Annotated in this window: 9 protein-coding genes; 2 read left to right on the top strand and 7 right to left on the bottom strand. The window is 70.0% G+C overall.

What is annotated here, in order from left to right:
- Positions 1–40: 40 nt before the first annotated feature.
- Together ABEA43_RS12740 and ABEA43_RS12735 are read right to left on the bottom strand one after the other, a co-directional pair.
- Entirely contained in the window at positions 41–2,590 is a 2,550-nt protein-coding gene (locus ABEA43_RS12740; RefSeq protein WP_425570251.1) for a glycoside hydrolase family 9 protein, read from the bottom strand.
- On the bottom strand, positions 2,533–5,427 hold the full coding sequence (locus tag ABEA43_RS12735; RefSeq protein WP_345561384.1) for a glycoside hydrolase family 48 protein: 2,895 nt from the start codon (positions 5,425–5,427) through the stop codon (positions 2,533–2,535). The genes ABEA43_RS12740 and ABEA43_RS12735 overlap by 58 nt, the downstream gene beginning before the upstream one ends.
- Before the next feature lie 357 nt (positions 5,428–5,784).
- Between ABEA43_RS12735 and ABEA43_RS12730 the strand changes: the two genes are divergently transcribed.
- The gene (locus ABEA43_RS12730) at positions 5,785–8,097 is read left to right on the top strand and encodes a glycoside hydrolase family 6 protein (RefSeq protein WP_345561382.1); all 2,313 of its coding nucleotides are present in this window, start codon (positions 5,785–5,787) and stop codon (positions 8,095–8,097) included.
- 123 nt (positions 8,098–8,220) lie between these two features.
- On the opposite strand, the gene ABEA43_RS12725 is transcribed toward ABEA43_RS12730, so the two are convergent.
- The 5 genes from ABEA43_RS12725 to ABEA43_RS12705 form a co-directional block, all read right to left on the bottom strand.
- Positions 8,221–8,619 carry a DnaJ family domain-containing protein gene (locus tag ABEA43_RS12725; protein ID WP_345561380.1) on the bottom strand — a complete coding sequence of 133 codons (399 nt, stop codon included), beginning with the start codon at positions 8,617–8,619 and terminating at the stop codon, positions 8,221–8,223.
- 11 nt (positions 8,620–8,630) lie between these two features.
- Positions 8,631–9,530 carry a dihydropteroate synthase gene (gene folP / locus ABEA43_RS12720; protein WP_345561378.1) on the bottom strand — a complete coding sequence of 300 codons (900 nt, stop codon included), beginning with the start codon at positions 9,528–9,530 and terminating at the stop codon, positions 8,631–8,633.
- A 63-nt stretch (positions 9,531–9,593) separates the two neighbouring features.
- On the bottom strand, positions 9,594–10,067 hold the full coding sequence (locus ABEA43_RS12715) for an ATP-binding protein (RefSeq protein WP_345561375.1): 474 nt from the start codon (positions 10,065–10,067) through the stop codon (positions 9,594–9,596).
- A 215-nt stretch (positions 10,068–10,282) separates the two neighbouring features.
- Positions 10,283–11,332, bottom strand: a complete 1,050-nt coding sequence (locus tag ABEA43_RS12710) for an NAD-dependent epimerase/dehydratase family protein (protein ID WP_345561374.1) — start codon at positions 11,330–11,332, stop codon at positions 10,283–10,285.
- Between the two features lie 52 nt (positions 11,333–11,384).
- On the bottom strand, positions 11,385–12,566 hold the full coding sequence (locus tag ABEA43_RS12705) for a zinc-dependent alcohol dehydrogenase (RefSeq protein WP_345561371.1): 1,182 nt from the start codon (positions 12,564–12,566) through the stop codon (positions 11,385–11,387).
- Between the two features lie 157 nt (positions 12,567–12,723).
- Between ABEA43_RS12705 and ABEA43_RS12700 the strand changes: the two genes are divergently transcribed.
- Positions 12,724–14,097 carry a carbohydrate-binding protein gene (locus ABEA43_RS12700; RefSeq protein ID WP_345561369.1) on the top strand — a complete coding sequence of 458 codons (1,374 nt, stop codon included), beginning with the start codon at positions 12,724–12,726 and terminating at the stop codon, positions 14,095–14,097.
- The last annotated feature ends 32 nt before the right edge of the window (positions 14,098–14,129 follow it).

Here is a 14,129-nt window from a genome sequence, read left to right as displayed (position 1 = left end):
GCCGCCCCCGCCGCTACTGCGACGGGGGCGGAGTCTTCGCTCAGGCGGGGGTGCAGGTGATCGGGTCGGGAGTGGCGGGGGTGCCGTTGGCGATGAGGCCGAACGTGGTGGTCGCGTTCGGCGCGAGCCCGCCGTTCCACGCCTCGTTCTTGACGGTGACGATGGAGCCCGACACCGTGTGCCTGCCGCCCCAGAGCTGGGTGATCGCGCCGGCGGAGGTCCAGGAGACCGTCCAGGCGGTGGTCGCCGCGGTGCCGGTGTTCCTGACCGTCACCTCGGCCTGGAACGCCCCGCTCCACGTGCTGGTCACCTTGTAGGCGGCCGTGCACCCGCCTGCGGGTGCGCTCGTGGTGCTGAACGCCGTGCCGTCCGAGGCCGCCGAGGTGTTGCCCGCCGCGTCCCGTGCCACCACGGTGGCGGTGTAGGACGTGGCAGGGGTGAGCCCGCTCAGATCGAAGGAGGCGCTGGTGGCCGTGCCTACCTTGGTGGACCCCAAGTAGACGTCGTAGCCGCTCACGCCCACGTTGTCCGTGGAGGCGGTCCAGCTCAGCCTCGCCGCGTTGCCCGTGATCCCGGATGCCACGGGCTTGCCCGGCTTGCTGGGCGCTGTCTCGTCCACTACCTCCGGTCCTGGGGGCTCACCCCAGATCTTGGTGGCGCCGCTGTACAGGGTGATGTGGTTCGTGCGCACCGGCGTCGTGCCGGGCGTGGTGGGGATGCCCTGGTACGACCAGTCGTTGGCCGGGTCCCACGTGCCCGCGCTGGAGATCCTGAACTGCACCTCCCTGCGGTGCTGTGACTGCCCTGCCGGGGCGATCGCCTGGCCCGAGCAGTCGATGTCCACGTAGTACGTGCTCCCGCTCGCCTGGTGCAGCGTGGGCGCCTTGCACTGCGTGTAGGCCGACGACACGCTGATCTGCGACGCGGTCGTGGTGCCGTCGAGGGTGAAGTAGTAGCGGAACGAGCCGTCGGACAGCACCCGCGCGGGCCAGGCCGACTGGTTGCGGACGATCGCCTTGATCTCCGTGAAGGTCGTGCCCGAGGCGTTCACGCCCGCCTCGACGAAGATCTCGGGGCCGTCCGGGGTCTCCTGCGCGGGGAAGTTCGCCGCGGGCGCGCCCCCGTACTCCTTGTAGAGCCTGGCCAGCGCGCTGGTGAAGCCGGCGTTGTAGTCCGTGGCGACCTCGTTCATGACGTAGTCGTCGCGCTTGTCGGTGTAGGCGTCGTTCGGGTCGGGCGGGCCGCCGACGAGGGCGCCGTACAGGGTGTGGCGGGTCTGCTCGGGGTTGGTGATCTGGTCGGTCCACGAGCCGTGCGCCGTGCGGTGGTGGGGGTTCTTCGGCGGGTTGGCGCCGAAGCCGATGAGGTAGGAGGAGCTGCGCGGATTGTCGCCGAGCGCGTAGTTGATCTGGCGCACCGCGAAGTCGTGGTAGCGGGCCTTGCGCGTCGCGTCGGTGATCGCGTCACTGTGCACGAGCGCCGCGAACGAGGTGTTGGCCGCGTACCTCAGCGAGCCCCACCGGTCGAGCACGGCCTGTCCGCCCGGCGAGTACGCCACCTTCGCGCCGTTCACGCCGACCGTCCACCAGTCGAGCCAGCGGTTGGCGTCGTCCAGGTACTGCTGCTTGCCGGTCAGCTTGTGCAGCAGCACGTACGCGCCGTACGACTTGTCGTCCCAGGCGATCGTCCACTTGTAGGACTTGGTGCTGCTCTGCGGCTCGGTGCCCAGGTTGGCATAGCCGGCCTCGGCCTTGGCCAGGTAGGAGGCGTCGTTCGTGGCCCGGTAGAGCCAGATCGCGCCCCAGACCAGCTCGTCGTTGAAGCCGCTCCAGGAGTTGTAGTAGCCCTGGGCGTCGCTGATGCACTCGCTGTACTTCTTCCGCACGGTGTCGGCGAAGGAGTAGAGCTGTTTGGCGTGCGTGACCAGCGTGTCGGCATAAGTCGGATTTGTCGGGCGGAAGACGATCGAGGAGGCCGCCATCGCCGCCGCCGTCTCCCCCGCCAGATCCGACCCGCCGCACGACGCGTCGATCTTGTACGCCGGCCGCGTCATCGACATGGCCTCGGCGGGACCCCACCAGGCGTGGTCCGTGCCGCCGTTGCCGACCTGCCCGTAGAGCACGCTCGGCGACGGATGGGCCTTGATGAAGTAGTCGTTGACGAACTTGAGGTTGTTCAGCAGCGGGGTGAGCTGACCCGAGGAGACGTAGGCGTCGCGGTAGTCGGCCGCGCCCCAGGCCAGCATGGTGGCGGAGAAGGCCATCGGGAAGCCGAACTTGACGTGGTCGCCCGCGTCGTACCAGCCGCCCGTGAGGTCCACGCCGGCGTCCTTGCCGTCGTTCATGCCGGAGTCACCGCGCCAGCCGACCCTGTTCCACGCGGGCTTCGCGCCCGACTGCTGGGCCTCGTAGAAGAACAGCGACTTCTGCAGGGCCTCGCCGTAGGAGAAGGCGGGTGCGGCGGCGCGGGCCGCCGGCCCCGCCCCCAGAAGGGGCAGGACCAGCGACACCGCGGCTGTCAGTGCTGCTTTTCTCACGGGAAGAGCCGCCCGTACTCGGCCAGGGCGACGGCGACGTCCACCTGCGCCCAGAAGCGGTGGTAGTTGAAGACCGGCGCGGGACCCGTGCCGCTCAGGAACGCGTTGACCCTCGGCCAGTCAGGGTCGTTCCGGTAGAAGGACCTGATCGAGATGAAGGTCGAGCTGGAGTTGACCGTGTCGCCGTTCGGCATCTCGCCGGTCCAGCCGGCCGGCACGTACACCGCGTCGTCGATGCGGTTGTAGTCGGTCTTGGTCTCGGGCACGGACACGCCCTTGGCGTCCCGCTTGGCCCAGACGCCGTCGAGCAGGGCCTTGGCCATGTTCCGCGCCGCCGTGTTGTTCGCCTTGGCGGCGTAGTACATGAGCGCCTTGGCGTACGAGCCGGCCACGCCCACGTCCTGGGTGTAGTCGGCGATGGTCACGTGCAGGCCCGGGTTGGCCGGGGGCATGCCGGTGGTGGCGGTGAAGTTGCCGGCCGGCTGGCCGGTCCACCGCAGCGTGGACGGGATCTGGTACGTGCCGTCCGCGTTGATGGTGGTGTTGGCCATCGCCCAGGTGACCCACTTGTCGAGCAGGGCCTTGGCGTCGGCGTTGCCCGAGGCGTAGTACAGCTCGGCCACCCGCTCCATCGTCCACGCCTGGAAGCCGAACCACTGGTTCGACGGCGGGTCGTGGTAGACGGGCTGCCAGTCGTAGGCCATGCCGTGGAACTTCGGCAGGCTCGTGGGCGGGGCCGCGTAGTGACCCTCCCAGCTGTTGGTCGCGCCACCGGCGATGGCGCCCTCGGACGACTGCAGCCAGGTGTAGAACTGCAGCTGACGGGTGAGGCTGGTGCTCCAGTCCGCCGCGCCGGTCGCGCTCTTGGGCTTGAGCTCGGCCACGTTCGCCAGCGCCCAGGCCGCGAACGGGTTCTGGTAGCCGGAGTGGTTGTGGCTGGAGCCGATGCGCCACGCCCAGCCGGCGTTGGCGTCGGTCGCGCCGCCCCATGCGTAGTACCAGCTCAGCAGGTAGTTGGAGGCGTTCTTGCCAGTGCCTGCCGCGCACGAGGGGCTCGTGCACCCGGGCTGCTTGAAGTACTTGTCGTACATCGCGTAGCGCAGGTAGTCGCCCATCTTGGCGGCCTTGCCGACCGACGCGGAGATCTGCGACTGCTTGCCCTGCGCCGTGGCCCAGGTCTGCGCCCAGTACGCCACCTGCACCGCGCGCGCGTCGGCGTCGGGGGCGTTGGTGTACTTCCACTGCTTGGCGTAGGACGCGTCCTTGATGAACAGGTCCAGGTAGCCGTTGGTGCCACCGTGGGCGAAGGTGTCGCAGGACGGCTGCGGGATCGTCTCGAAGACGGACTCCTCCGGGCCGCGCTGGTAGGTGTTGATGTAGGCGGGCTTGGTGGTGCCGTCGCCGCAGCGGCCGAAGCCGTAGGTGTTGTCGACGTCGAGCAGCCAGTGCATGCCGTAGATGTCCCGGGTGCCGTAAGCGGTCTGCAGCTCACTGGCGATCGGGTCGGTGCCCACCGAGACGCTGGAGTCGATCTGCGACGGGTAGCTGTTGATCGTGTTGTACTCGGCCGCGTACGTCGCCGGCTTCGCGGCGTTGTAGAAGGAGTTCGTCGGCTGGTCGGCCGTGGCCGGGATGATGTACTTCTCCATCGAGGCCCAGGCGGCGTTGAACTTCGTCCAGTCGCCGGTGACCTGTCCGTAGGTCGCCTCCAGCCACAGGTAGTAGCTGTAGGCCTCGGACGTGGTCTCGTGCCCGTGGTCGGGCGCCTCGACCATGAACGTCTCGACCGAGTGGTACGGCACGCCCTCGGGCGAGAAGTAGCCGTTGGCCGGGTCGTGCAGCTCGTTGTAGAGCTCGACGAAGCGCTGGACGTACTGGTTGTTCCCGCCGACGTCGTCGTCCGCCTCACTGGCGGCCACGTCCACCGCGGTGTAACCGGTGGCGCTCACCCTGACGACGGCCGAGCCGCTCGCCGTGTCCGTGTCGTTGGCCGCGGCCAGCGTCACGTTCTGCGCGGTGTTCCAGTTGGCCGTCGTGAACGTCAGGCTTGCGCCGCCGGAGACCGTGATGTCGGTGTCACCGCTGGCGCGGGCCGTGGTGACGGTCACGTTGGCCGTGGGGGCCTGCGACAGCTTCACGCCGAAGGTCGCGCTGCCCGCCTCCGGCACGGACAGGGTCGTCGGGCTGACCACGAGCGCGGGGCCCGTGTTCTGGCCGACGGTGATCCCGACGGGCGGCGAGGTGGTGGTCGCGCCGCCGTTGTCGGTCGCCCTGGCGGTGATCGAGTAACTGCCCGCCGCGACGTTCGTCCAGCTGTAGGCGTACGGCGAGGAGGTGTCGGTGCCCAGCAGCGTGGAGCCCTGGTAGAAGTCGACCTTCGCGACCGTGCCGTTGGAGTCGGCCGCGGTCGCCGCGATCGGCACGGTGGCCGGCGCGGTGAACGTCTGCCCGGCGGTCGGCGAGGTCAGCGACACGGTCGGACCCGGGTTGGCGCCGCCGCAGGTGACGCCGTTGACGCTGAACGTGGTCGGGTTCGGGTTCGTGCCCGACCAGGTGCCGTTGAAGCCGACGGAGACGGAGGCCCCGGTGCCGAGGCTGCCGTTGTAGGGCATGTTCGTCCCGGTGACCCGGGCGCCCGACTGGCTCCAGTTCGCGCCCCAGCCGGTCGGCGTGTACTTCTGCGTGGTCGTCGGATAGTCGAACGCCAGCGACCACGACGTGATCGGGTCTCCGGTGTTCTTCAACGTGATGTTGGCCGTGAAACCGCCTTGGCCAGGGCTGCTCGTCCACTGGTTGGCGGCGTAGGTCACGTCGCAGGCCACTGCCGCCTGGGCGGGACCTGCCGCCAGAGCCGTGGTCACGCCGGCGACGAGGACGAGGCTCGTGGCCACGGCGAGCCGCCTCGATAAGCGCGTCAAAACGGAAGGAGGTCTGTACTTCACGGGATCTCCATGGGAGTAGGGGTGTGGGAGCGCTCCCAATGGGGATTGTGGGTGCCATCGCCTGTATGTCAACGGAATGGCGTTTCGGTAACCCCCGTGTTTCCTCCCACCAGGCTGCCGGGGATGAAAGTTTCATCGGTGTTCCGGGGCATTCAGCGAGCATGTGGGGCGGCGGACCCTGTCTCGAAGGCCGCCCGCTGTACACGGCTCCGAGTCCGGCTCACCATGGGAGCGCTCCCAGCCAACTGAAACTGGAGATGATCGCACGTGAGACTCCACCGCGGCCTCCGCAAATGGGCCGTGACCATGACCGCCGCGAGTACCGCGGCCTTAGGGCTCGTCGTCGGCCAGAGCACGGCCGCGAACGCCGCCGTCGCCTGCGACGTGACCTACACAGCCAACTCGTGGACGAGCAGCCCTGGTCAGGGCGGTTTCACCGCGAACATCACGTTGAAGAACACCGGCGACCCGCTGACCTCCTGGTCACTGGGCTTCGACTATCCGACCACCGGTCAGAAGTACACGCCGACCGGCTGGGGGGCGAACTGGAGCCAGTCCGGCGCCCGGATCACGGGCACGAACATGCCCTACAACGGCAGCCTGGCCACCGGCGCGTCCGTCTCCGTCGGCTTCAACGGCACCTGGACCGGCACGAACCCGAACCCGACCGCGTTCAGCGTCAACAGCACCGCGTGCGGCGGCATGAACCCGACGACCCCGTCGGTGGTCACCTCGGCCAGCGCGGTCGCGGTCAACGAGGGCGGCACGGCGACGTTCACGGCCAGGCTCTCCTCGGCCCCGAGCGCCAACGTGACCGTCGCCACCGCGCGGACGAGCGGTGACACGGACCTGTCCGTCAGCTCGGGCGGCTCACTGACCTTCACCCCGTCCAACTGGAGCACCGCCCAGACGGTGACCCTGGCCGCGGCCCAGGACAGCGACACCGCCGCGGGCACCGCCGCGTTCAGCGTGGGCGGCAGCGGCGTGACCGCCGCCACGGTCAACGCGACCGAGGTGGACGACGACGCCACGGTGGAGCAGTCGATCCTGGTGACGCCGGCCTCGGTCACCGTGCCCGAGGGCGCCACCGCCACCTACACCGTGCGCCTGGCCGCGCAGCCGACCTCGAACGTGACCGTCACCTCGGCGGCCGGCAGCGGCGACACGAACATCACCGTCTCCTCCGGCGCGAGTCTCACCTTCACCTCGGCCAACTGGAGCACCCCGCAGACGGTGACCCTGGCCGCCGCGCAGGACACCGACAACACCAACGGCACCCGGCCGATCACCGTCGCCTCCACCGGCCTGACCTCCAGGACGGTCACCGCGACCGAGGCCGACGACGACGGCGGGACCAACCCCGGCCCCCACGCCGAGAACCCGTACGCCGGCGCGACCGGCTACGTGAACCCGAACTGGCGCACCAGGGCCGCGGCCGAGCCCGGCGGCGCCGCGGTGGCCAACACCTCCACGGCCGTGTGGCTGGACCGCATCGCGGCCATCGCCGGCTCCTCCTCGGTCATGGGCCTGCAGGCCCACCTGGACGAGGCCGTCAGGCAGGACGCCGCCAACGGCTCCGCCCCGCTGACCATCCAGCTCGTCATCTACGACCTGCCCAACCGCGACTGCTCGGCGCTGGCCTCCAACGGTGAGCTGCTCATCGCCGAGAACGGGCTCAACCGCTACAAGACCGAGTACATCGACCCGATCTCGACGATCATCAACAGCCCGGCGTACGCGAACCTGCGCATCGTCACGATCATCGAGCCCGACTCGCTGCCGAACCTGATCACCAACCTCAGCTTCGCCAAGTGCGCCGAGGCCAACTCGACCGGCGCCTACGTCCAGGGCGTCCAGTACGCGCTGAACAAGCTGCACGCCATCACCAACGTCTACACCTACATCGACGCCGCCCACCACGCCTGGCTGGGCTGGGACTCGAACTTCAACCCGTCGGTCAACCTCTTCTACAACACCGTCGCCGGCACCACCGCGGGCGTGGACAGCGTGGACGGCTTCATCACCAACACCGCCAACACCTCCGCGTCCAAAGAGCCGTACTTCACCATCAACACGACGGTGAACGGCACGTCGATCCGGCAGTCCAAGTGGGTCGACTGGAACTTCTACGTGGACGAGGTCACCTTCGCCCAGGCCCTGCGCACCGCGCTCATCGGCAAGGGCATGCGGCAAGGGCTCGGCATGCTGGTCGACACCTCGCGCAACGGCTGGGGCGGCAGCGCCCGCCCGACCGGGCCGAGCACCTCGACCGTGCTGGACACGTTCGTCAACCAGTCGCGCATCGACCGGCGCATCCACGCCGGCAACTGGTGCAACCAGAGCGGCGCGGGCATGGGCGCGCGGCCGGCGGCCAACCCCGAGACCGGTCTGGACGCCTACGTCTGGATCAAGCCTCCGGGCGAGTCCGACGGCGCCAGCACGGACATCCCGAACGACGAAGGCAAGAAGTTCGACCGGATGTGCGACCCGACCTACACGGGCAACAGCCTGAACGGCAACAACATGTCGGGCGCACTGCCCAACGCGCCGCTGTCGGGCCAGTGGTTCTCCGCGCAGTTCCAGGAGCTGCTCAGGAACGCCTACCCGCCCATCAGCTAGCAGCCGCTCGGGGGCCTGGACACGATCCGGGCCCCTGAGCAGGACCGAGGGGCCCGCCTGACCCGGGCCCCTCAGCCCATCTCGAAGGGGCCCGGGCTCATCTCCAAGGGGTCCGGGCCCCTTCTACTGCGCTCTACGCCACTCCGACACGACCTCGTCGGCGTCGTAGGGCATCAGATTGAGCGGCGGCCCGGACAGCCCGGTCCTGATCGCCTTGCGGATCTTGTCGTTGATGTCCTCGACGATCCGCCGCGCCTCGGCCTCGGTCCTGGCCCCGCGGGCCTCGGCCAGCGCCTGCTCCGCTTCCTTGCGCAACGCCAGGGTGGGCGGCAGCGGCATGGACAGCCCTTCGCTGTCCAGCTTCTGCTTGATCCACCACATCTCGTCGTGATGCCGGTCGAGGCCGGGCAGCGGCTTTCCGGCGCCCGGCAGGTCGTCGAACGCGCCGCGCTCCTCGGCCTCACGGATCTGCCGGTCGACCCAGCTCTCGAAGGGAAGTCCTGCTGGCTTGCGCTCGGTCACGCGGGCTCTCCTCACGCCAAATTGTGACTTGGGGCGATCGGGCCGCGCCAGCCGAGCACGGCCTCGGTCATGCGTACGGACGCCACCGCCGCGGCCACGTCGTGCACGCGCAGGATGCGGGCGCCCTTGACGATGGACAGGACGTTGGCGGCGATCGTGCCCTCCTTCCGCTCCCCCGGCGGGCGGTCGAGCGTCTCCCCGATGAAGTCCTTGTTGGACAGCGCCACCAGCGTCGGGTAGCCGATCGAGGTGATCTCCTCCAACCGGCGTGTCAGCTCCAGGGAGTGGAAGGTGTTCTTGTTCAGGTCGTGGCCGGGATCGATGATGATCTTCTCAGCGCCGATCCCCGCCTTCAGGGCGAACGAGACCCGCTCGCGCAGGAAGTCCGCCACCTCCGAGACGACGTCGGCGTAGCTCGGCCGGAAGACCCGCTTGCCGGGCCCGCCGAGACTGTGGGTGACGACCACGGTGACGCCGGCCTCGGCCGCGACCTCGGCGATGCCGGGCTCGCGCAGGCCGTTGGTGTCGTTGATGACGTCGGCGCCGGCCTCGATGGCCGCCCGTGCCACGGCGGCCCGGTGGGTGTCCACGGAGATCACCGCGTCGGTCGCGGCCCTGACCTGGGCGATGACGGGGACGACGCGCTCGATCTCCTCCTCGGCGCCGATCTGCGCCTGGGCCGCGCTGAAGGCGAACCCGCCGATGTCGACCCAGTCGGCCCCATCGTCCACGGCCCGCACGGCGGCCGCGACGGCCCGGTCGAGCTCGTAGGTGCGGCCCTGATCGTGGAAGGAGTTGGGGGTCCTGTTGACGATGGCCATGATGGCGACCTGGCGCTCGAAGTCGAACTCCCGCCGCCCGATGCGCCGGACCGGGGAGACCATCCCCGGGGAAGGCATGTCGCCGCTCACGTACGCGAGCCTACCCGGCCACGGACCAGGTCAGCCGGACGGCGTGAGCACCACATGCCCCGATCAGGCGGTGAAGTGCCCGAACATGCGATGGGGCGCCGCCGTGACCCTGATCCGTCTCATCGCCCTGTGCGCGCCGCGATCCGGCCCTCGCGGTAACCGCATGGTGAGCCGGACCTGGGTGCCGCGCGGCCCGGTGTGGAAGTCGGCCATGTCACAGAGCCGGCGGATCAGGTAGATCCCCCTGCCCGTGTAGGACATGTCGGACGGCCGCCGGTGGCCGTTGAGATAGCCGTCGGGGATGCCGGATCCCCGATCGGTCGTCTCCGACCGGATGATGCCGTCGATCGTCCACAGTTTGAAGTACCCGTGACCGCCCGCGTGCTCCACGGCGTTCACCACGCTCTCGTGCACGGCCAGGACGAAGTCGTCCAGCCGGGGGCCGTTCAGCCCGCAGTTCGCGGCCTGTTCGGCGACCTCGCGACGCAGCTTGGTGACATCGTGAAAGGTGAAGGGCTGAGTCAGAAGGGTGCGCATGGCAGGCTCCTCCAACCTCGCTTGGATATGCCTACGCGCATGGCTCGAAGGCGGAGCGCCTCCGCGGGAAAAAAGGGGATGCGGGACCGATCTGTGCGTGTCCCGTGAATGAGATCCATGACCAGCCTCCGTGTCATCCGACACGCAGGCCTCGCTTCAGGACCTCGCGTAGTGACACTTCTTCCCATAGACGACGGAATTACACACCGCAGCCATCACGGTCGTCCGCCCATGCCGGTGGCGAGCTCCTTGATCCGGTCGACGGGCCCGCCGTCGGGCGCGAGCGGCGCGGTGTCCATGCCGGCGCCGTCGTGCAGCCCCTCGAACAGCTCGCGCACCGCCTCCCACGAGGAGCGGCGCGGCGTCCAGCCCAGCACCTCTTTGGCACGGTCCACCCGCATCACCGGGATCCGCAGGGCCAGTTCGAGCAGGCCGGGCGCGGCGGACACGAGCCGCAGGTGCCAGCCCGCCGCCACGGCCGCCCTGGCCAGGCCCTGCGGGACGGGGACCGTACGCGCGCCGAGCAATTCGGCCAGGTCCTGCGCGTCCAGCACGGGCTCGGCCGCCAGGTTGAACGCGCCGCGCACCGGCCTGGTCACGGCCAGCCGGTACGCCTCCGCCGCGTCGTCTGCGTGCAGCACCTGCAACCGCAGCCCGGGGATGTCCGGCACGAACGGGATCCGCCCCTGCCGCATCAGCCGCCGCGGCACGAACGGCCCGCCGAACAACCGGCGCTGCTCGGTCGCGGCCACCCGCTGGAAGATGAACCCGGGCCGCATGCGCACCACCCTGATGTTCGGGTGGTCGTGCTCGAAGACGTCGAGCACCCGCTCCACGTAGGCCTTCTCCCGCCCGTACGCGGCCCCTGGCCAGCCGTGCGTGGGCCAGCTCTCGTCCACGGGCCGGTCCTTGGGCCCCGGCGAGTACGCCCCCACGGACGAGGCGTGGATCAGCGCGGACACCCCGGCCTCCGCCGCCGCCCGGAACACGCGCATGCTGCCGAGCACGTTCGCCCGCCAGGTCACCGCCGGGTCTCTGGTCGGCTGGAACAGCCAGGCGAGGTGGACCACGGCGTCCGCGCCCTCGAAGATGCGCACGAGATCGGCGCTGGCCACGTCGGCCTGCCGCCAGTCGGTGCGGTCCGCCCGCCAGCCGGGCAACCGGCGCGCGACCCCCACGATCGAGGTGACGTCGTCGTCTGTGGCCAGCGCGCGTACCACGCTGGTGCCGACGTTACCGGTAGCCCCCACCACAACGACTCTCATGAACGCTCCGCTGCCCTCTCCCAGGGCCGCGAAACCCCGCTGACCTGCCAGGTTATGGCTGGAGCAGGATCTTGACCGCGCCGTCTGCCTTCTTTTGGAACATCTCATACCCGACCGGTGCCTGATCGAGAGGAAGGCGGTGGGTGGTCAGGTCCATCACGCCGAGCGGATCGGCCTCGTCGGTCACCAGCGGCATGAGCGCGCTGATCCACCGTTTGACGTGAGCCTGTCCCATGCGCAGCGTGATGCCCTTGTCGAACATGCGCAGCATGGGCATCGGGTCCGTCATGCCGCCGTACACGCCGACGACGGAGATGACGCCGCCCCTGCGTACGGAGTCGATGGCCTGGTTGAGCGCGGCGAGGCGGTCGATGCCCGCGTTCGACATCAACGGCGCGGCCACCACGTCGGGCAGCAGCCCCGTGAGCGTCTGGGCCAGCTTGGCGGCGGGCGAGCCGTGCGCCTCCATGCCGACCGCGTCGATGACCGAGTCGGTGCCGCGTCCCGAGGTCAGGTCGCGGATGGCGGCCGGAACGTCCATGACCTCGCTCGCGTCGATCACTTCGATGCCGTGGCGGCGGGCCATCTCCAGCCGCTGGGTGACGCCGTCCACGGCGATCACGCGGTGTCCCAGGTGGCGGGCGATGCGGGCGCACATCTGGCCGATGGGGCCGAGACCGAAGACGGTGACGCTGCCGCGCTCGGGGATGTCCGCGAACGCCACGGCCTGCCACGAGGTCGGCAGCACGTCGGACAGGTACACGAACCGCTCGTCCGGCGGCCCGCCCGGCACCCTGATCGGGCCGAACTGGGCCTCGGGGACCCGCAGGTACTCGGCCTGCCCGCCGGGGACCCGGCCGTAGAGCTTCGTGTAGCCGAACAGCGCCGCTCCCGTGCCCTGCTCGCGCACCTGCGTGGTCTCGCACTGCGCGTACAGCTGCAGGCCGCACATGTGGCAGTGGCCGCAGGAGATGTTGAACGGGATGACCACGCGGTCGCCTTGCTTGAGGTCGGTGATCGCGGGCCCGACCTCTTCGACGACTCCCATGGGCTCGTGCCCGAGGATGTCGCCCTCGGCCATGAACGGGCCGAGCACTTCGTACAGGTGCAGATCGGAGCCGCAGATCCCGGTGCTGGTCACGCGGATGATCGCGTCGTTGGGCTCCTTGATGACCGGGTCAGGGACCTCCTCGACCCGTACGTCGCGCTTGCCGTGCCAGGTGACTGCCTTCATGGTGTCTCCTCACTGCAGAGGCATAAATGCCGCATACCCCCACATAGAGCCTCAAACTGAGCCGCCATAACACCGCGATAGGGGTCTTTTGCCACGACCACTCCTCGTGCTCGGCCACGTACCGTGGCGGCACCCCCCAGTACGAGGAGAGTCACCAATGCTTTCCAGAAAGACCGTGACGGCCGGTATCGCGTTAGCCGTCACCCTCATCACCGTCCCCGCCGTCCTGCTCACCGCCGGCGGCGCCGCCGCCCAGGACGACGACCTCTACGCGATGGCCCAGGCGAGCGCGTCCGCCGCGGCCGACCCGCCGCAGGGCCTGGTGGACGCCCTCGGCCGCGACCTGGGCCTCACCCCCGAGCAGGCCGCCGCGCGCCTGGTCAACGAGGCCGCCGCGGCCGGCCTGGAGCCCAGGCTGAAGGCCCTGCTCGGAGCCTCGTACGGCGGCTCCTGGGTCACCGGCCCGACCGCCGCCCCCGTCACCGCCACCACCGACCCGGCGCGGGCGGCGGCCATCACGGCGGCCGGCGTCGAGGCCCGCGTGGTCACCCGCTCGCTCGCCCGGCTCGACCAGGTCAAGGCCACCCTCGACCAGGCGTCGGCCGGAGCGCCGAAGACCGCGCCCGTCTGGTACGTGGACGTCGTCGCGAACACCGTGGTCGTCCTGACCTCCACCCCCGCCCGTGCGGCCGCCTGGGTCCGGGCCAGCGGCGCCGACGTCTCGGCCGTCCGCGTCGTGCGCTCGGACGAGCGGCCGGTCACCTACTACGACGTACGCGGCGGCGACGCCTACTACATCGGCGCGGGCACGCGCTGCTCGATCGGCTTCTCGGTGACGAAGGCGGGCTCGCAGGGCGGCTTCGTCAGCGCCGGGCACTGCGGCGGCACCGGCGCGAGCACGTCGGGCTCGAACAGGGTCGCCCAGGGCACCTTCCGCGGCTCCTCGTTCCCCGGCAACGACTACTCCTGGGTCGAGGTCAACGCCCAGTGGACCCCGGTCGGCGTGGTGAACGCCTACAGCGCGGGCATCCTGCCGGTGCGCGGCTCCGCCGTCGCCCAGGTCGGCTCCTCGATCTGCCGGTCCGGATCGACCACCCAGTACCACTGCGGCTCGGTGCAGCAGCTCAACACCAGCGTCACCTACTCGCAGGGCACCGTCTCCGGCGTGACCAGGACCAACGTCTGCGCGGAGCCGGGCGACTCGGGCGGCTCGTTCATCTCGGGCGACCAGGCCCAGGGCGTCACGTCCGGCGGCTCGGGCAACTGCGGCTCGGGCGGCACCACGTACTTCCAGCCGGTCAACGAGATCCTGTCCACGTACGGCCTCACCCTGGCCACCCAGGGCGGCGGCGGGACGGGCTCGCCGACCGCCGGGCCGACCAACCCGGGCGGCACGTGGGCGCCGAACACCGCGTACGCGACGGGCGCCACGGTCACCTACGGCGGGGCGGCGTACCGGTGCCTTCAGGGCCACACCTCACAGGCAGGCTGGGAGCCGCCCAACGTGCCCGCGCTCTGGCAGCGCGTCTAGGGCCGGGCAGGAGGCCGCCCGGCCCCCGCGGG

This window comes from Nonomuraea rosea (assembly GCF_039539705.1).
GTDB classification, from domain to species: Bacteria; Actinomycetota; Actinomycetes; order Streptosporangiales; family Streptosporangiaceae; genus Nonomuraea; species Nonomuraea rosea.
The sequence above is the reverse complement of the archived record's forward strand: the minus strand, read 5'-3'. Positions and strand labels throughout refer to the sequence as shown.

Bases quoted from the DNA above. Each gene is read 5' to 3' on its own strand.
- ABEA43_RS12705 (WP_345561371.1), bottom strand. From the start codon at position 12,566: ATGAAGGCAGTCACCTGGCACGGCAAGCGCGACGTACGGGTCGAGGAG.
- ABEA43_RS12700 (WP_345561369.1), top strand. From the start codon at position 12,724: ATGCTTTCCAGAAAGACCGTGACGGCCGGTATCGCGTTAGCCGTCACC.
- ABEA43_RS12715 (WP_345561375.1), bottom strand. From the start codon at position 10,067: ATGCGCACCCTTCTGACTCAGCCCTTCACCTTTCACGATGTCACCAAG.
- ABEA43_RS12730 (WP_345561382.1), top strand. From the start codon at position 5,785: ATGACCGCCGCGAGTACCGCGGCCTTAGGGCTCGTCGTCGGCCAGAGC.
- ABEA43_RS12710 (WP_345561374.1), bottom strand. From the start codon at position 11,332: ATGAGAGTCGTTGTGGTGGGGGCTACCGGTAACGTCGGCACCAGCGTG.